Below are 19335 nucleotides of genomic sequence, written 5' to 3'. Positions count from 1 at the left end.
AATGACCGATATGACACCAGCTCATGCGCTGTTCCTCTATTCGACTGCGGTCTCCGACATCGGATACGTCCGCAGCAACAATCAGGATTCCGCATTCGCCGGTCAAAGGCTCGCAGCCATATGCGATGGCATGGGCGGCCATGCGGGCGGTGACACGGCGTCCACGATCGCGGTGCTCTCACTTGCACACATTGAGCGCGATGACGATGATAACGATGTGCAGGCAGTGGCACGAATGATGGAGACATCGGTGATGGCTGCACATGATGCGATCGTCGGCAAGGCGACGCGAGAGCGCAAGCTGTCAGGCATGGGCACTACAGTCACCGCGGTCTCTTTGGTGGCCGGATACTGGGTCTTGGCACATATCGGGGATTCGCGGGGCTATCTGCTTCGTGATGGAAAGCTGATCCGCATGACGCAGGATCACAGCTATGTTCAGCACCTCATCAACACAGGGCGAATCAGTGAGGCAGAGGCAAAGAACCATCCTCAACGCAATGTGGTGATGCGAGTCCTGGGCGATTTTGACATCGACCCGCGGCCAGACATATCCATTCGTGCTGCGCATGCCGCGGACCGCTGGCTTCTATGCTCCGATGGGCTCTGCGGAGTATTTGAGGACTCCACCATCCAGGAGGTTCTGGAATCCGTCTCCGACCAGGAGGAATGCGCGCAACGCCTGGTGACGATGGCGCTGAAGGCGGGAAGCACGGATAACGTGACTGCCATCATCGCCGATGCCACCCTTGCCCTGGATGCGGACGCGTTCGACCTTCCACATCAGACGCCTCTGATTGGCGGAGCAGCGGGAAGCTCCCTCGAACCGATAGCCGACATCATTGGCAGCCAGGTTGCCAGCGCCCCCGCTCTCAGACAAAGCGGCAACAACCCTGCGAGAAGGGCTGCGGCGCTGCGGAATCCTTCTCAACAGACCTCTCAGGGTTCGACGGCCCGTGTCGCACAGCCATCGACCGAAAGGGAGGAAAGCGGACGAAGACTCGTTCCCGACACCGGCGAGATTCCCATCGTTCACAAGCAGGACGGCACCTCAAGCGCCGATCCGAACGATCCTGAAGTGGCGAATGCCATCCGAAGCGCCCATTACAAGGAAATCCACGAGAGGAACACGAAGGTTCGCCGTATCCGAGTGACGATCGTCAGCATTCTCGCAGCGGTTCTGCTGTGCATCTTGGTGGGAGGATTCGGAGCGTATCGATGGAGTCAGACTCAATATTATCTTGGTGAATCCAACGATTCGATGGTCATCTATCAGGGCGTTCCGACGAATTTCTTCGGTTTCAGCCTTTCCCACGAAGTAAAGAAGACCAAGGTCAAGGTGTCTTCGCTGCCAAAGTCCTGGCGCGAACAGCTGTCCGAAGGCATAGTCGTGTCAAGCCTCGACGAGGCGGAAAGCCATGCCTCTCTTATCAAGAGAGAGGCGACGAACCTCAATGATTCCGAGGCTTCGAGTTCTCCATCATCTTCGAATTCAACCTCGAGTCCCTCTTCGAGCTCGTCTGCGAGTTCCGAGGGAGGCAAGTGATGATTCGAGCACGCCTGCGCCAGGCCTCGCTGATGATTGTGGCGATGGCAATCAGCGGCATGTCGTTCTTCCAGATGTTTGAGCGCACGACCGGCACGTTCCCCGCTCAATTTGGAATCCTTCTGTTGGTCGTCGCGGCACTGTTCATCTTGCTATGGGTACTTATCGTCACGTTCCTGCCATACGCGAGCCAGTCCATTCTGCCCTGCGTCATGATTCTCAACGCCATAGGCATCACCATGATCTCACGAATCGACGTCGGCAACAGGAAGCTTGGCGTCGACTCCGACGCGGGCAACAAGCAGATGATATGGCTTGCGTGCGCCCTAGTGCTGTGCTGCCTTCTTGTCGTCTTTCTGAGGAATTACCGCGTCCTTCGAAAATTCTCATATGTCAGCATGGTCATCGGCATCGTCCTGCTGCTCTCTCCCATGCTTCCAGGCATCGGCCGGGAAATCGGCGGAGCCCGCATCTGGCTGGGCATAGGGAGCCACAGCCTGCAACCAGGCGAATTCGCCAAACTGTTCCTCGCTTTCTTCTTCGCTTCCTATCTCTTCGACCATCGCGATCAGCTTGCCGTCGGAGGCAGGAAGATTCTCGGCATCAGGCTTCCCAGAACGCGCGATTTGGGGCCGATCATCGTCGTATGGGTAGTTTCGATGGGCGTTTTGGTATTGCAGCATGATTTGGGAACCTCATTGATGTTCTTTGCAATGTTCGTCTCAATGCTGTACGTCGCAACAGGCCAGAAGAGCTGGATATTCATCGGAGCGGTGTTCTTCGTGATCGGCGCGATTGCCTCGGCCATGGTCTTCAGCCATGTCGGCGACCGTGTCACCGCATGGCTCAACCCCTTCAGCAGCGCCGAATACAACAAGACATATGGCGGTTCAGGCCAGCTGGTCCAGGGTGTCTTCGGTCTTGCCTCAGGTGGACTGCTGGGCACTGGCCTGGGACAGGGGCATCCTTGGATCACACCGTTGGCAAACTCTGATTTCATCTATTCTTCCGTGGGAGAGGAGCTTGGCCTTACCGGACTCATGCTTGTTCTCATTCTTTATCTGCTTATCATCAGTTCAGGCATGATCACGGCCATGAAGGTAACCGATGGATTCGGCAAGCTTCTGTCTTCCGGACTGGTGTTCACCATGGCCTTCCAGGTCTTCACCGTCGTGGGAGGCATAACCCTGGTCATTCCATTGACCGGCCTCACCATGCCGTTCATGGCGGCAGGCGGTTCGAGTCTCCTTGCGAATTTCATCTTGGTCACACTGCTGATCATCATCTCCAACGAGGCCAACAAACCAGATCCTCAAGTCCTGTCAGACACCTTCCAATATCAGGCTTTGGCAGCTTTGAGAAAGCATGAGGTCGAGAAGAACAAGGCTGAGCAGGCAGCTTCTGATACGGCGACCATGGCGATCATCCGCGATCCCGAACCACAGGCCCACGATGACGAGGCGACTCAGGTGCAGACGCCGACGCATCCGCCCGATCAGGAGCGGCAACCTTCGCAGCAACGATCGGAGCGGCAACCACGGTCACAGTCTTCGGCACAGATCGACGTGCAGACGCGAAAGCCAAGAACGGTCAGGGGGCATCGCAATGAATAAGAATCTACGTCAGCTCTTTACCGCTGTCCTGGTGCTTTTCGTCGTTCTTGGCTTTTCAACGACGCTGCTGATGACTTTCAGAACCAACGAGCTCAACGCAGACCCCAGGAACACACGGGCACTGTATCAGGAATACGGACTGCCAAGAGGTTCCATCCTTGCCTCCGATGGAACCGTTCTGGCGGAATCCACCGCCATCAATGACTCGTTCCAATATCAGCGGAAATATTCCAATGGTGCGGTATATGCACCAGTAACGGGCTATTACTCGATCACCTCGCGTGCAGACAGGGGCATCGAGGCTTCGAGCAACGAGCTGTTGAGCGGACAGTCCGACAGCCTGTGGTGGGAGCGGGTCAAGTCCCAGCTCACAGGAACGCAGAATCGCGGAGCTTCGATTGAAACCTCGATCAGCACCAAGCTGCAGACCCTGGCTTACAAGCTGCTGGGAAGTCAGTCGGGATCGGTCGTGGCCATCGAACCAAGCACGGGTAGAATCCTTGCGATGGTGAGCACGCCAAGCTACGATCCCAACGTTCTGGCGACGCATAACTCGGAAAATGCGGTTAAGCAATATTCCGCACTGGCATCCAATTCCAATAACCCGATGCTCAACCGAGCGATTAACCAGTACTATCCACCCGGGTCCACATTCAAGGTCGTCGTTGCCGCCGCTGCGCTTGAAAGCGGAAAATATGACACGACAACCGAGATCCCGGCTGGGAGCTCATATACCCTTCCAGGCACGGAGACGAAGCTGACGAATGCCGTGTCCTCCGGCGATGGAACGAATGGGAAGATCACTCTTAACGACGCGCTTTCGTATTCCTCGAACACCGCGTTCTCACAGCTCGGCGTGAGCCTTGGCCAGTCCACGATTGCCAGTCAGGCGAAGAAGTTCGGCTTCGGATCGTCGATGACTCTTGACGGCAGCACGGCAACGGGCTTGCCGATGAAGTCAACGGCATCAGTCTTCCCGACTTCCGCCACGAAGGACAAGCTGGCTTTGGCCTCCATCGGTCAGGGCGACAATGTGGAGACACCGCTGCAGAATGCGATGGTCGCGGCCGCCGTCGCCAACGGTGGGAAGCTGATGAAGCCAACGATCGTCGACCGTGTGCGTGCAAGCGATTTGAGCGTGCTCTCCAAGACCTCTCCCGAGGAATACTCCCAGGCATTCTCCTCGGATACTGCCACCAAGCTCACTTCGATGATGGAGGATGTCGTTACCAAGGACGCGCCTGAGCTTGCGATAAGCAACGTCAAGGTGGCAGCCAAGACCGGCACCGCGCAGATTGGCTCGGGCGGTTCGAATGATGCGTGGACCATCGGCTTCGCGCCTGCAAACAGTCCAAAGATCGCGGTGGCCGTCGTCGTGCATAACGTGACGACATATGGCGTTGACGCTGCAGGCCCGATAATGCAGCAGATCATGAAGGAGGCGTTGCAATGAGATTGGTCGAAGGGCAGCTCATACATCGCCGCTACCGCCTTGACCAGCGCCTTGCGCAAGGCGGCATGGGCGAGGTATGGAAGGGCTACGACATCGAGCTCGGCCGAACCGTCGCCATCAAGGCATTGCGGGGAGACGTGGTCCAGGAGGAGGCCAAGCTCCGTCGTCTGCGCGTCGAAGCCCATAATTCAGCCAATCTTGCCCATCCCAACATAGCCGCCCTGTTCGAGTATTACGAGCATGACGGCATCGGTTTTCTCATCATGGAATACGTGCCCAGCCGTTCGCTTGCCCAGATCTTCCAGGAATCCGGAGCGATGGATCCCACCGAACTCCTGCCAATACTGATTCAGACGGCTCGAGGGCTCTTCGTCGCACACTCCCATGGCGTGATTCATCGCGATGTGAAACCGGCGAACATCATGGTTTCCGACAATGGCGAGGTCAAGATCACTGATTTTGGGGTGTCCTATTCCACCAACCAGGCGCAGATCACCCAAGATGGAATGGTCGTCGGAACGGCGCAATACATTTCTCCCGAGCAAGCGCAGGGTTTCCAGGCCACCGCCAGATCCGACATATATTCGCTTGGAGTCGTCGCGTATGAAGGTCTTTGCGGGCACCGTCCGTTCACCGGGGCCACACCGGTCGATATCGCCGCAGCGCACGTGAACGAGCCGGTTCCCCCTCTGCCAGACACGACTGACATGCAGTTGGCTGGCTATGTGATGTCGATGCTGGCGAAGGATCCCAAGGATCGTCCCACCGATGCGCTGAGCGTTGCACGAACGCTTGCCAGAATCCAGCGGAGGCTGCTCGACCAGCAGACCCTCGATACTGAAATGATTTTCCAACCTGGTTCTAGACTCCCCCGTAAGGTTGTGAGCGCCCCACACTCTGTACGGCATATGATGCAGGCAGCATGGCGCGCAAGCGGTCACTCGGATGCCGCCGGTCAGACTCCGGTCGCCGACCGCATTGGCAGATACTTGGACACCGAATCAGAGATGTCAAGAAGAGAGGATTCGAAATGAGCACTCCATTGCCGAACTCATTGGCCAACGGCCGTTACGAGCTTGGACAGCTTATCGGCCGTGGCGGCATGGCAGAGGTTCATGTTGCTCGGGATATGCGCCTTGGCCGCACCGTCGCCATCAAGATCATGCGTTCCGATCTGACGAACGATGAGATCTTCCTCTCCCGCTTCCGCCGCGAGGCGCACTCAGTCGCACAGCTGAACAACCCCAACATCGTTTCGATCTATGATTCCGGCGAGGAGACACTCACCGACGAAGCAGGTCACAATGAACGCGTGCCCTATCTGGTCATGGAGTTCGTCAAGGGACAGACGCTGCGCGACGTTCTTCGAGCCAATGGCGCCCTGAGCCAGCGTGATGCCGAGCAGGTCATGCTCGGAGTGCTCAATGCCCTTGAATATTCCCATCGCATGGGAATCATCCACCGTGACATCAAGCCCGGAAACATCATGATCAGCGATCAGGGCACGGTCAAGGTCATGGACTTCGGCATCGCACGCGCGCTCGATGACTCCGCAGCCACGATGACGCAGTCGCAGGGGGTCGTCGGAACGGCGCAGTATCTGAGTCCCGAGCAGGCCAGAGGAGAGACGGTCGATGTGCGCTCCGACCTGTATTCAGCAGGCTGCGTGCTCTATGAGATGGTGACCGGCAGGCCTCCATTCGTCGGTGACTCTGCCGTGGCAATCGCGTATCAGCACGTCTCCGAAGTCGCGACCCCGCCGAGCAACATCGTTCCGGGTCTTCCGAAGATGTGGGATTCGATCTGTGCCAAGGCGATGGCCAAGGATCGCAGAAACCGCTACACGACAGCCGCGGAGTTCAAGAACGATGTGCTGACCTTCATGAATGGCGGCACGCCGGTTGCGGCCGCATTCAACCCTCTGACTGACCTAAGCAACATGCAGGCCCGCAAGGACGCCGAGCAGGGCACCGCCACGGTCGCCATGTCCCCACAGTCCGAGACGGTATCCGCCACTCAGGCCTTCAACCCGGTCACCGGCCAGTTCGAGGCGGTTCCCTCGGCGAACGGAGTCGAAAGCCGGGCCGCCCAACGTGCGGCGCAGGAAAAGAAGAAGCGCAAGAAGCGTGCAGTGATCATCTCAATCATCGCCTTGCTTGCCTTGCTCGGCATCGCGCTGGGTGTCTGGGCCATCTCCAACCAGGAGTCGAACGAACAGGTTGCCGTCCCTACCATCACATCCCAGATGTCCGAGGCGAGAGCCAAGGAGCTGATCGTTGACGCCGGCCTGAAATACCAGCAAAAGCAGGATACGACTTCAGACAAGGCCGCTGGAACGTTCACCAAGCAAAGCCCTGCGGGTGGGAAAAAGGTGGCCAAGGGCACGACCGTGACCGTCTGGTTCTCCGCCGGACCTCAATCGGTTCAGGTGCCTGATGTATCCGGAAGTCCGCAGGAAGCGGCACGCAAGACCCTCGAGGATGCTGGCTTCAAGGTGAGCTCGTCGGCTTCTGTCGAAGACAGCGCGACCATCGAGAAGGACCATGTGACACGTACCGACCCTGCGGCGGGTGAATCACTCGAGAAGGGCGGAAGCATACTCCTCTACATCTCATCCGGCATGACTCAGGTTCCGGCCGATCTGGTCGGCAAGACCCAGGATGCCGTGACCAAGCTGATCCAGGACCAGGGATTGCGCATCGGTACAATCACGCAGGAGAACTCGGACACCGTTGCCTCAGGTTCCGTCACCAGGACAGATCCCGCTTCCGGAACGTCGGTCGAGCAGGGAACGACCGTTAACGTCTACGTTTCGAACGGCAAGCAACAGATAACCCTAGGCAACTATGTCGGCAAGACGCTGAGTTCGGCCAAAACCGCGCTCGATGGAAAGCTGACCGTCAAGCTTTCATCCGGCAGCCCGAATGTGAACAACGCCAAGGTGACCGCACAGGACCTGCAGTCCGGCACACAGGCCGACAAGGGAGCGACCATCACGCTGACCACGACACCGAATTCAAGCGGACTGCAATTGGTCGCCGGAAAATCCGAACAGGAGGCAAAGACCACCTTGCAGACCTATGGATATACGAGTTTCACGACCCAGTCACAGAGCACTTCCGACTCATCCCAGGTGGACAAGGTGATCTCGGCAAGCGCTGACAGCAACAATGCAGTGACGCTGTATGTCGGTACCGCATCCTCGTCCTCAGGCGACGATTCATCGGGTGACTGAGAGTTTTCCACAACAGTCCACAGGCTATCCACAAGTTATCCACATCTTTATGCACAGATGTGGATAAACTACATCCATGTGATTTGTCGGATTCACATTGCCGATTCGACACGATGCCTATTGAACTGCACGGCAGGGCAGGTTTGGGCCGGACGCGTAGGAATCACAGCAGAGGATTGACCGTATTGCAGGCAGCTATGGTCGCAACGAGCACGGCAACGCAAAAACCGCCATATATCCACATTCTGACAGAGAACTTCTTTCCTCTGAGCAGCGCAGGTCCATGCGTAAGCAGCTCAGTGAGCGCAAGGCCGGTGATGAAGCCGCCAACGTGAGCCTGCCACGCGATGCCACTGATGACGAACGGCATCAGAAAGTTGACGCCAATCCAGATCAGCATTGGCCTTATGTCGGCACCGATTCTTCGGAAGACGGCCAGCACCGCCCCGAACAGTCCAAAGATCGCGCCTGAGGCGCCATATGCCGCCGAGAACCAGCCTGAACTTGGCTGTATGACCGCCCAGAGCACCAATCCTGCCGATCCTCCCAGCCCTGAGATGAGATAGAGGCCGAGATACTGCCAATGCCCCATCAACCGTTCCAGCATCGGTCCGACCGACCATAGGGCCATCATGTTGAACAGCACATGCAGGAAATTAGGCGAATGCATGAACAGCGAGGTCACATACCTCCAAGGCTGTGTGGCGGAATAGACTGGGGCGAAGATGCCACCATTCATCATCAGGCTGAATAATCCGGGAAACAGAAATCGAAAGACTGTCTCAACCAGCCACACAGACACGCAGAGCACAATGACGCTGCCAGTGATGACCGGTCCGCCGCTGCGCCAGGACCGCTTGATCGCCTGCGGATCCACAAGAGTGCGCAGGGGAGAACGATTGTTGAAGTTACTGAAGCCATGAAAGCCATTCTGCATAGATATAACTCTAACAATACCGGTGGCGCCTGTAACCGAAGCATGGGCCGGAGCACAGGGTATCGTAAGCAAACATTGTCGTTCGCTTCACACTATTCACACGCAATCGCCACATAACCACCGTTAAGATAGGTAACTAGCGTTGGCTTGGAAGAGCAGGCCGACATTCATCGCTGAAAGGAGCCACCATGGAGAAAAAGTCTTCAAACGGCTGGAAATTCTTTGCGCTGCTGTTCGGCGCACTACTCGCAGGTGTCGTCGGACTCTACATTTACAAGCAGCAGAATCCTGATTATGATCCTTGGGAGGAACCGTGGGAGAACAGCTCTTCACCGGTCGATCTGGGCATTGCGAAGGAGTCCGAGAAGGATGCCGCTTCCGATGCAGACGAGGATTCCGATAAGGACACCGATTCCGATGAAGATGCGGAAGAGGCTTCCGAAGACGCAGATTCTGAGTCAGAGGCCAAATAATACAGAAATCGTCCACAGATACGCCATGAATTCATGTGTCAGGAATTCATGTGTCAGGAATTCATGTGTCAGGAATTCATGTGTCAGGAATTCATGTGTCAGGATTCGATTTGCATCGTGATTGCCTGCATCGTGATTGCCTGCATCGTGATTGCCTGCATCGTGATTGCCTGCATCGTGAATGTCTGCACCGTGATTGCCTGCATCGTGTGGAGTGACGAATCATTGTGCATGGCTGCCATGACGGTCTGAAATACGGAGTCGATTGCCAAGACCACCCGTGGATTATCGATTCCAGTCGAATTGATGGTGCAACGGCATAGGTGGCGCGACACAGCCGATAACGCTGTTATGAGGATACATCAAGGTTGGGGTTGGAACGCTTCGAACGTTTCCAGCCCCAACCTTTTCTTTGCCTTGTGGGATTCATGATGCGGGATGCCGGAATGGGCGGAACTCCACCCTCCATCCTTGCTGCAAGGCGTCAGCGCCTCAGCGTCGGAGAGTTCAGGGCAGGCTGGACATGACCTGCTTTGAACTCTCCACCAGCCACGAACCTACAGATGCGGGCCGAGCCAATCAGAGCCGCGAGCCCAGTCAACGCTGCGGTTGTGTATGCCAGATGTCCCTGAGATAATCCTCAATCGCACGGTCAGAGCTGAAGAAACCGCTATGCGCGACGTTGAGGATGGCCTTGCGAGCCCACTCATCAGGCTTTTGATAGGTCTCTTCGATCTCCTTCTGAATATCCATGTATGCGGTGAAGTCAGCCATCGTCATGAAGTAGTCATGGGTCAGCCAGTCTGAGGTCAGAGCTGCGTATGCATTCCGATCGCCGTTCGAGAAAGTGCCGTCGGCGACCATATCGATCGCGCGACGCAGCCGGGAATCGGCATGAACGTATTTCATCGGGTCATATCCATCGGCATAGAGCTTCTCGACATCGTCGACCTCAAGGCCGAAGAGGAAGAAGTTATCGGCGCCCACCCGCTCACGGATCTCGACATTGGCGCCATCCAGGGTGCCGACTGTCAACGCGCCGTTGAGCGCGAACTTCATGTTGCCAGTCCCGGACGCCTCCTTTCCTGCCTGAGAAATCTGCTCGTCCAGCTCGGTCGCAGGAATCAGGTGCTCCGCAAGATCGATGTTGTAGTTCCATGGGAAGTAGACCGCCAGCTTGCCCTTGACGGCTGGATCGTCGTTGACGACGCGGGCGACATTGTTGATCAGCCGAATCGTCAGCTTGGCCATCGCATAGCCAGGAGCAGCCTTCGCGCCAAAGAAGACCGAACGCGGCTGAATCTCGTCGACGTCCGCCGAGCCATCCTTGATTGCTGCGTATTCGGCTATCACGGCAAGGATCTTCAACGACTGACGCTTGTATTCGTGCAGACGCTTGATCATTGAATCGAACATCGTTCCGGTGTCGATGGAGAAACCGAACTTGTCGCTTGCATACGCAGCGAAATCACGTTTGTTCGCATCCTTGACCTTGCGGAAGCGCTCCACAAAGCTGGCATCATCAGCCAGAGGGACGAGTCCTTCGAGTTCATCCAGATCATGAATCCATCTGTCGCTCCCCAGCCCCTCGGTGATCAGGTCGGAAAGCCTCGGATTTGCAAGCTTGATGAAGCGGCGAGGTGTCACTCCGTTCGTCACGTTGGTGAACTTGTCGGGATACGCCGCACTGAAATCCTTGAGCGTCACATCCTTAAGCAGCTGAGAGTGCAGTGCCGCGACACCGTTCACGTATGAACCCCCGACCGTTGCCAGATATGCCATGCGGATCTGGGCGTCTGGGCCGTCAGTGAAGATGCGCATCCGATCGATGCCTTCCGGGTCGATGCCCTTGGACTCGAGCTCTTCGACAAACTGGGCGTTGATCGCCTTGATGATTTCAAGATGACGTGGCAGCAGCTCTCCTATGAGCTTTGCAGGCCAGACCTCGAGCGCTTCGGGGAGCAGGGTATGGCAGGTGTAGTTGAAGGTTCTGCGCGTCACATCCCAGGCGGTGTCCCAATCGATGCCATACTCGTCCATCAGGACGCGCATCAGCTCGGGGATGCCGATGACGGGGTGGGTATCGTTCAACTGGAAGCAGATCTTGTCAGGCAATGTCGTCAGATCGGGCTGAGCCTCGCCGGCATAGAAGGTGCGAATGGCATCGTGGATGGATGCCGAGACGAAGAAGTACTGCTGTTCCAGACGCAGACGCTTGCCCTGTGGGGTCGAATCCTCGGGATACAGCACCTTGGTGATGTTCTCCGCATCGACCTGTGGAATTACCGCACCCATGTAATCCGAGCGGTTGAAGGTGGCCAGATCAAATTCATCATATGATTTCGCGGTCCACAGACGCAGGGTGTTGACCCTCCCGGAATCATATCCGGGAACGAGATAATCGACAGGCACGGCTCTGACTGACCAATCCGGCTTCCAGACGCGCGCGCCGTTCTCGCCGTCAACGACCGTTCCACCAAAGCTCACCCGCTGCGAGCGCACGAAGTCCTCATGACCCCATGGGTTGCCCTCGCTAAGCCAATAATCAGGCTTCTCGACCTGCCGACCCTGACCGTCGAATTCCTGGCGGAAGATCCCATAGCGATATTGGATGCCATATCCGAAAGCGGGCACGCCAAGCGATGCGAGCGAGTCGACATAGCAGGCGGCCAGACGTCCGAGTCCGCCATTGCCCAGACCGGGCTCCGGCTCCGTGGCGATCACATCCTTGGGTTCGAATCCCAGTTCCTTGACGGCGCCCTCGAATTGATCGGTCAGGCCGGCGTTAAGCAATGCGTTTGAAAGTTGTCGACCAATCAAAAATTCAGCGCTCAGATAGCCGACTGCCTTGACGTTTCCCTCAACCATTCGCCTTGTCGCATCGAGCCAGGACGATGACAGATAGTCGCGGATCACTTCCGCCGTTGCCTTGTATACGTCGGCGACGGTCGCTTCCTTGGGGCCTACGCCCTGCCTATGTTGCAAATTCGTGGTTATTCGTTTCCTCAAATCCTCAACAGACAAGGATGCGTGAGGCGCTGTGACATCAACCATGAAAACTCTCTTTCAATAATGGCAATAATCTCGAACGGCTACGATGCCCATTATGCCCGCAATTCGCGATATGAAGCAAACACATCCCGATATTTAGGGGCGGGCCACAGGTGAAGTTAGCGCGTCATGCTAAACAGTTCGTATGGCAGTCATTAGAGAAAAAGATGTTTTCGTTGGGGAACAGTCATTGGCACGGTGGAAGAAGTGCGCGAGCGAACAGGCGCTGCGAGACTCTGACTCCGGTGTGAACGCACACTTTGTCTCACCTGACCTTCCTCGGCAGATATGGGCCATGTCCGTCCGATATTCCCTTTATCTTCTGCAATTGCGAGCGCCAGGACCCGGAGTCGAGGTTCGCGTCGCACCTTGGGGCGCCGTGAAGATCCTTGACGGCCCGGCTTCCGACCCTCATAATCTCACACCGCCGGACGTCATCGAGTTGGAGCCCGATGTTTGGCTTCGCCTCGCATGTGGAATCACGAAATGGGATGATGAAAGGCAGGCGGGTCATATCTCGGCCGTAGGTGAGAGAGACGATCTGAGCGGTTTGCTGCCCTTGGTCTGAATCGTTGGAGTCGGCACCGAAGTCCTGTCTGTTGAGCATGCTGTGCATGGTAATCGGTACTTCCGATGCCCAACATGCTCAGGAGGCAATCAATGCCTCGCCATCGATCAATCCCTTGCAGTCGAAGCCTTCTCGGCTGGTTCTGCAGCCTTTGGCTTGCTCGATGACTTGGCAGACGATTTGGAAGACGCCTTGACGGACGCCTTAACAGACGACGTCGAGGGAGACTTTGACGTTGGCTTCGCAGCAGTCTTTCTGCGCGGCTTCGCAGCCTTCGCAGCAGTGGATTCCGAAGTCGCCGAGACGCTCCGCCTGGTCTTCGCACCTGATGCAGCCCGCCTGACCGATGGACTGCGTCTGGTCGTGGAGCTCCTCGATGTGGATGCCTTGGGAGTCGCTGACGCCGAGTCCGTGACTTTCACCTCTGCACTTGCCTCGCCAGCCTTGCCGCGTCGAGCAGCCGTCTTCCCGGACTTTGCGCCTGACGTTCGCTTCGAATGCGCCGCGGCACTCTTATGCTTGAGCATGCTGGGAACTGGCATGGGAATGGGTTTATGCACGACCGGCGTGGCAGGAATCTCCCCCGTCGTTGCCTTCGCCGCTGCCTGTGCTGCCCATTTGGCGTAATCATCCAAATCATCATCAATGGGATTCACGTCATCTGCATCATTATCGTAAGAATGGTTATGAGATGAATCCGACTCATCCCGATTATACTTTTCGGAATCCTCGACGAAGGGGTCAACGTGATCCGTTTCCGCTTCCTGGTGTCTGAGTTCCTTCGCAAGTTCATCGTAATCGGTATCAGTTGTCAGATATTTGAGCTTACGGGCTATTTTCGTCTGCTTAGCCTTCTGACGTCCGCGGCCCATCCGACCCCCTTCGCCAGCTAGATGCCTGTATTAGGCAATGTATGTCATAATTTCCATCACATAAGAGGTTACCACCAGATATGTTGTCTGCTCGGACTTTTACGATAAAAGCGAGAATTTTTACACTCTTTGCAAGAACAACACAAGGGACATGCCGATGACGGACGTAGAGCAATTGACTGCAGCTGGTAATGAGATGAGTGCGAGCTTTGTTGCCGCCAAGAAGCGATCGGACAAGACGCTCGCTGAGCTCGAGGCGAATCCTTCGAAGTTCACGATGCTCACAGGGGATCGCCCGACGGGCAGACTGCATCTCGGCCATTTCTTCGGATCGATTCAGGAACGAGTGCAGATGCAGGAGCGCGGCGTGCACACGAACCTGATCATCGCGGATTATCAGGTCATCACCGACCGCGACACCACCGAACACATTCAGGACAATGTGCTGAACCTGGTGCTGGACTACCTTGCGGCCGGCATCGACCCCAAGAAGACCATGATCTATACGCATTCCGCAGTCCCTGCGGAAAACCAGCTGATGCTGCCATTCCTTTCGCTGATTACGGAAGCCGAGCTGCATCGTAACCCGACCGTCAAATCCGAGATGGAGGCAAGCGGCCACGCGCTCACCGGCCTGCTGCTGACCTACCCAGTGCACCAGGCATGCGATATCCTGTTCTGCAAGGCCAATGTGGTGCCGATTGGAAAGGACAATCTGCCGCATGTCGAACTCACGCGCACGATTGCCCGTCGCTTCAACGAGCGCTACAGCCCCAAGCACGAGATATTCCCCGAGCCGTCCGCAATCCTGTCCGAAGCCCCTGAAATCCCGGGCCTTGACGGGCGCAAGATGAGCAAGTCGTATGGCAATTCCATTCAGCTGGGCGCGACAGCCGAGGAAACCGCGAAGCTCATCAAGAAGTCACCGACGGACTCGGAGCGCATGATATCCTTCGACCCGATCGCCCGTCCGCAGGTCTCCGCGTTGCTCACGACAGCCGGTTTGGTAACGGGAAGAAAGCCGGAAGAGATCGCCAAGGAGATCGGCAACGGCGGGTCAGGCACCCTGAAGAAGTATGTGACCGATGAGGTGAATGCGTTCCTCGCTCCCCACCGCGAACGTCGAGCCGAGCTGGCGAAGGATATGGATTCCGTGCGCGACATACTTGAGGAGGGGAACCGCAGAGCCAACGAAATCGCAGAAGCGACGCTTGACGAGGTTCGCTCAGCCATGGGAATGGTGTATTAGACCTCTTCGAAGGAAGACATCGTGACGAGGCGTGCCGTCACTGCTCCCAGCATCCGCACGCCCTGCTGCTGATCGGAACCGCTGGTGAGCTCCTTGGGAGAGTGGGCATATCCTCCCTCACTGGGAACGAAAAGCATGATGGTAGGCATCACGGCATTCAGGGCAACTGAATCGTGGCCAGACACGGTTTTCATGCGCATGGCCGCTGAGCCTGATTCCACAGCCGATTCCTCTGCGATCGCGAGCCCGGGATTCCAGTAATGCATGGACTCGCGCACTTCCCTGTGCAGCAGGGTGACGGTCGTCGCAGACCGCCTCTCAATATTGGCAAAGCGGCTCTGCAGCTTCTCGGCGGCTTCCAGGGCCGTGCTCAGGCATTCCGAACGAACTTCAATATGGATCGTGCAGTGGGAAGACACAATATTTGGAGAATGTGGGAATGTCCTCAATTTGGTCGCAGAGCTTCGCAGCGCGTCCTCTGGGTACTCCTCAACCAGATTCCTCGTTTCACAGATCAGCAGTGCCGTTGCGAAAAGCGCATCCCTTCGATCCGCCATGGCTGTGGCGCCTGTGTGAGACTGCTCTCCTTCAATGGAGACGTCCATCTTGACGGCAGCCCAATTGCCGGTAACCATGCCGATGTTAGACCGCGATTCGATGAGCTGCGTTCCCTGTTCGACATGAATCTCCGCATATGCCACGGCTGAAGGCGCGGATTCGCTGCCTGCCCACCCCGATTCCAGAAGTGCGTCATGCATGCTCATGTCTTGCAAATCCCTTGATCTGAGCGCCTCTTCCATGGAAAGCTCGCCCGTATACACTCTGCTCCCCATGATGCTCGGCTCAAAGCGGGCCCCCTCCTCGTTCGTCCACGAGACAACGGCCAGATTATGCTTCGGATGCAGTTTGCCCTCAGACACCAGACCATTGATGCGCCTGCCCACCGCGAGAGCTGCAACGACACCATAGGCGCCGTCAAAGATGCCGCCATGCTCCTGGCTGTCCAGATGGGAGCCGATCAGCACGCAGGAAGCATCACGCATCCATTCGAACACGCCAAAGATGTTCCCGATCGGATCGACATGAACCACGGCTCCGGCATCCTCAAGTCGTTCTTTGAACCACTGGCGCTGTTCGATGTCTTCGCCAGTCAAGGCCATGCGGTTCGTTCCGCCATCCTGAAGCCGACCGATCGCTGAGAGTTGGGCAAACATCTCCGTGAAGTACGCGTCCTGCGGCATTGCTTTCATCATCGTCCTTTTCCCTTTCAACCTTCATTGTCTCGATACATGTCGTCTGCCGATGGTGCCGGGCACGGGGAAGCATGAGGGAGGACGAGAATAGGCATTGCCGGAACTCGCAATGCCGATCCTCGCCTCGCATATGGCTGGAACCGTGTGGAGACTCTCACAGATGCATGTCTATGCCGATGGAGCTGCTGCCGTCTCAGATCCTTCCATCGCCACCAGTGAGACAGGCTCTTCGACGGCACCCGTGGAACGATCGCTCACCGGAGTCGATGCGGAAGCCACCAGGAACAGTTCGTTGACTCTCTCGGCCTCTCCCTTGCCTGTCTTCGTGGCCATCGACACCACCACATACAGGACAAGATTGACGACAAGACCCACGACGCCGGATGTCAGACTTCCCAGTGCAGGAATGTCGTCCGGAAACGCGATGGTCAGCGCCGCGGCGAGCACGAAGCCAGAAACCATGCCGGCAATGGCACCGAACTTGTTGCCAAACTTAAAGAAGACCCCGAGGAACAGAGGGACGGATATCTGGATTATGCCCTGGTACGACATCTGCGCAAGCAGCTGCAAGCGAGGCATGCCATTGGTGAAGTATGCGGCGATCGCAGCGGCGAATACGAACACGATCATGCATATCTTGGAGAATACGGTTTTTTGATGATCGCTCATGTTCTTTCGGCTATCGACAATGTCATTCGCGATCTGGGTTCCAGCCGCCTGAACGCTGCCGTCGATATGTCCGATGGACCCGGCGAAGATCATGACCAGTCCAAGCCCGATAAGCCATGTGCCGCCATAGTCCTGCAGCAGTGTCGTCCAGCCTGCCTGTGGATTCTTGGCAACGTTGGGTATATGGGCGGCGGCAATCATCACCAAGGTCAGAAGCGCATAGAACACACCGGAGATGATGATGGCATAATTCGTGGATTTCTTGACAGAGCGAATGTTATTGGCCGTGTATATGCGCACGAAGCTCATTGGCCAGCAGAGCGCCCCCACCACGCCTGTGAAGACCTGGCAGAAGAGATACAGGGAACCGTAGCCATCGCCGTCTCCTGGAACTTTGATGAGGTTGCCTGCCAGATGGGACAGATCCCCCCAGTTTGCAGGGGAGCTCGGTGCCACCAGAAGCCATATGCACACGATCGCAGCGATCACATAGGCAAAGATGCCTTGGAACATATCGGTATACACCAAGCCTCGCATGCCCATCTGGACGGTCCAAATCTGGCGTATGAGCACGACGAGCAGACCGACTACGAGGCAGACCGGCAACGCCCAGCTCCCCTCGCTGGCAATGTGGAAGACCGTCGCCAAGGCCTGCATGCCGAGCACTGTCCACGGGAAGATCGCCACAGCGCCAATGATGGACGTGATGATGCCGACAGCCTTGGAATTGTAGCGAAGCTTCAATAGATCAGGCTGAGTCACCAGCCCATAATGCTTGCCCCATCGCCATGCCCGCGTTGCCATGAAATACATGAACGCGAGACCCAGGGTCGAATATGCCAGGCCATAGAAGCCGAATACTCCGGAAGTCACGCTCAGCCCAGCGAAGGAGATGAACACAGTTCCCGGCCACCAGGAATTGACATAGCACATGGCCACATACCAAGGCCCAAAGGACCTGCTTGCCACCGCATAGTCATCGAACGAACGGGTCTTCTTAAGGGTCACGTACAGAATCGCTATGACCGCAGCGAAGAACAGCGCAATCATCGAGAACATAATTACCATGATCATTCACCTTCTGTGAGGGTTTGAGGATTGTTTTCCGGATCGACTTCACCTCGGATGTTTTCCACTGCGTAGAAGCCGAACATGACCGCGACAAGGACGATGAAGTCTCCGAGCCAATACCAGATGGATAGAGGCGCCCCTAGGAACAAGGTCCCTTGCCCACTGCCCGCCAAATAAAGAGGCGGGAAAATTGCAATGAGCACAAGAATCGCATACAGCACGCCAAAGATGATGTTTTTTGTGCGGGCCGAAACAGATCTGATGATGTCTTTCATCTCTTCTTCTCCTTCAATAGCTGATGTGTGTGGTGCAGGGCAGTCATTTGGTGCGAATGGCTGCAGGATTGAACCGAGCCAGGCAGACAGGGCGGAACCGTCCTATATGCCGTCTTTCACTTCAGTCCAAGACAATTCGTGCAGATAGGTATATGCACGCATAAGCTTCCAAATGCCATACTTCCAATAGTCAAAGCGCGCATCCCTGACGACGGATGTGATGATGCCCCACATCCCCCACTTGATATCGCCTATGACCCGTGAAGCCTGAACGCGGCTCAACGCCTGCTTGGATACCGTGCCGAAATATTCCTCGAGCAGAGGCATCGCATCCTCCTCGTCATAGAACATCTCGGTGAGGAAGAGCCCCAGCTCGCAGCTTTCCTCATTGTTTCCGCAGAACTCGAAATCAATGATCTTCATCGTTCCTTGCTTCACGAGGAAATTGCCCGGCATCGGATCGTTATGGCACGGGACGATGTGCAGTCCCGAAGCGATGAACCGACGCTTCACATCCTTGTACTCATCGACAAGGTCGACGACCCAGGATGGAACGGCGATGCGCAGCTCTCTCATCTGTTGAAGATGCTGGTCTATCTGGTCAAAAAGCGTATTCGTGTGGTCAAAGGTGGCGCTTCCATGGAGCCTTCGATAGATCTGCATCGCCTGCAGACCCTGCTCGGCGGTTCTCAGACTCGTCGTCGTGCAGGTGTCATAGCCCTCCAGGAATTGCGTGATTTCCACACCGGAATCGGGGTCGAAGGCATAGACTGCTGGTCCGATTCCAAGATCCGAGGCCCGCAACGTGCCTGCATCACCGGCCGATCGGTCAATGAATCCAGTGCCGGAGCCTGGCACCTTCAAGAAATATGCAGTGTCCGAACCATCTCTGACATACCAGTTCTCATTGTTGAGACCCCCGCTCATCGGCTTGGCAAACAGGGTCTGCGATTCCCACATTTCGATGCCATCGATGGCTTCCATCACCTGATCCGGAATTTCGACATGGCGAGGATGCAGCAGTCGGCCCCCATGCGCCATGGAATCTTCGGCTATCTCACTTTTCATGC

At 56.4% G+C, this 19335-nt stretch carries 15 protein-coding genes and 1 pseudogene; 8 read left to right on the top strand and 8 right to left on the bottom strand.

What is annotated here, in order from left to right:
• Position 1 precedes the first annotated feature (1 nt).
• The 5 genes from QN062_RS06700 to pknB are packed head-to-tail and all read left to right on the top strand — an operon-like array spanning position 2 to position 7847.
• Entirely contained in the window at positions 2–1546 is a 1545-nt protein-coding gene (locus tag QN062_RS06700; protein ID WP_369341058.1) for a PP2C family serine/threonine-protein phosphatase, read from the top strand.
• Positions 1546–3159, top strand: a complete 1614-nt coding sequence (locus QN062_RS06695) for an FtsW/RodA/SpoVE family cell cycle protein (RefSeq protein WP_369341057.1) — start codon at positions 1546–1548, stop codon at positions 3157–3159. Before QN062_RS06700 ends, QN062_RS06695 begins: the two co-directional genes overlap by 1 nt.
• Entirely contained in the window at positions 3152–4612 is a 1461-nt protein-coding gene (locus tag QN062_RS06690) for a peptidoglycan D,D-transpeptidase FtsI family protein (RefSeq protein ID WP_369341056.1), read from the top strand. Before QN062_RS06695 ends, QN062_RS06690 begins: the two co-directional genes overlap by 8 nt.
• Positions 4609–5646: a serine/threonine-protein kinase gene (locus QN062_RS06685; protein ID WP_369341055.1), complete on the top strand. Its 1038-nt coding sequence runs from the start codon at positions 4609–4611 to the stop codon at positions 5644–5646. Before QN062_RS06690 ends, QN062_RS06685 begins: the two co-directional genes overlap by 4 nt.
• On the top strand, positions 5643–7847 hold the full coding sequence (pknB, locus tag QN062_RS06680; protein ID WP_369341054.1) for a Stk1 family PASTA domain-containing Ser/Thr kinase: 2205 nt from the start codon (positions 5643–5645) through the stop codon (positions 7845–7847). Before QN062_RS06685 ends, pknB begins: the two co-directional genes overlap by 4 nt.
• Before the next feature lie 163 nt (positions 7848–8010).
• Here pknB and QN062_RS06675 read toward each other — a convergent pair whose 3' ends face one another.
• On the bottom strand, positions 8011–8784 hold the full coding sequence (locus tag QN062_RS06675) for a rhomboid family intramembrane serine protease (protein WP_369341053.1): 774 nt from the start codon (positions 8782–8784) through the stop codon (positions 8011–8013).
• Positions 8785–8972: 188 nt separating this feature from the next.
• Between QN062_RS06675 and QN062_RS06670 the strand changes: the two genes are divergently transcribed.
• A complete protein-coding gene (locus tag QN062_RS06670) occupies positions 8973–9257 on the top strand; it encodes a hypothetical protein (protein WP_369341052.1) in 285 nt (94 codons plus the stop codon).
• Positions 9258–9355: 98 nt separating this feature from the next.
• Here QN062_RS06670 and QN062_RS06665 read toward each other — a convergent pair whose 3' ends face one another.
• Together QN062_RS06665 and QN062_RS06660 are read right to left on the bottom strand one after the other, a co-directional pair.
• Positions 9356–9535, bottom strand: coding sequence for a hypothetical protein (locus tag QN062_RS06665; RefSeq protein ID WP_369341051.1), 180 nt, complete (start codon positions 9533–9535; stop codon positions 9356–9358).
• A 319-nt stretch (positions 9536–9854) separates the two neighbouring features.
• Positions 9855–12311, bottom strand: coding sequence for a glycogen/starch/alpha-glucan phosphorylase (locus QN062_RS06660; RefSeq protein ID WP_369341050.1), 2457 nt, complete (start codon positions 12309–12311; stop codon positions 9855–9857).
• 142 nt (positions 12312–12453) lie between these two features.
• Between QN062_RS06660 and QN062_RS06655 the strand changes: the two genes are divergently transcribed.
• Positions 12454–12876: a sterol carrier family protein gene (locus QN062_RS06655; protein ID WP_369341049.1), complete on the top strand. Its 423-nt coding sequence runs from the start codon at positions 12454–12456 to the stop codon at positions 12874–12876.
• A gap of 506 nt (positions 12877–13382) precedes the next feature.
• On the opposite strand, the pseudogene QN062_RS06650 reads toward QN062_RS06655, so the two are convergent.
• Positions 13383–13748: pseudogene (locus QN062_RS06650) on the bottom strand (DUF3073 domain-containing protein); the annotation flags it as partial.
• Between the two features lie 157 nt (positions 13749–13905).
• Between QN062_RS06650 and trpS the strand changes: the two are divergent.
• Entirely contained in the window at positions 13906–14997 is a 1092-nt protein-coding gene (trpS, locus tag QN062_RS06645) for a tryptophan--tRNA ligase (RefSeq protein WP_369341048.1), read from the top strand.
• On the opposite strand, the gene QN062_RS06640 is transcribed toward trpS, so the two are convergent.
• The 4 genes from QN062_RS06640 to QN062_RS06625 form a co-directional block, all read right to left on the bottom strand.
• Entirely contained in the window at positions 14994–16250 is a 1257-nt protein-coding gene (locus tag QN062_RS06640) for a hydantoinase/carbamoylase family amidase (protein WP_369341047.1), read from the bottom strand. The two genes, trpS and QN062_RS06640, sit on opposite strands and share 4 nt — an antisense overlap.
• Before the next feature lie 168 nt (positions 16251–16418).
• Positions 16419–17987, bottom strand: coding sequence for a sodium:solute symporter (locus QN062_RS06635; RefSeq protein ID WP_369341046.1), 1569 nt, complete (start codon positions 17985–17987; stop codon positions 16419–16421).
• 2 nt (positions 17988–17989) lie between these two features.
• The gene (locus QN062_RS06630) at positions 17990–18265 is read right to left on the bottom strand and encodes a hypothetical protein (RefSeq protein WP_369341045.1); all 276 of its coding nucleotides are present in this window, start codon (positions 18263–18265) and stop codon (positions 17990–17992) included.
• Between the two features lie 102 nt (positions 18266–18367).
• On the bottom strand, positions 18368–19333 hold the full coding sequence (locus QN062_RS06625) for a phosphotransferase (RefSeq protein ID WP_369341044.1): 966 nt from the start codon (positions 19331–19333) through the stop codon (positions 18368–18370).
• Between the last annotated feature and the right edge of the window lie 2 nt (positions 19334–19335).

The organism is Bifidobacterium sp. WK012_4_13 (assembly GCF_041080835.1).
In the GTDB taxonomy this organism is placed as follows: Bacteria; Actinomycetota; Actinomycetes; order Actinomycetales; family Bifidobacteriaceae; genus Bombiscardovia; species Bombiscardovia fermentum.
Note: the sequence above shows the minus strand (reverse complement) of the source record. Positions and strands in the feature narration are given on the sequence as shown.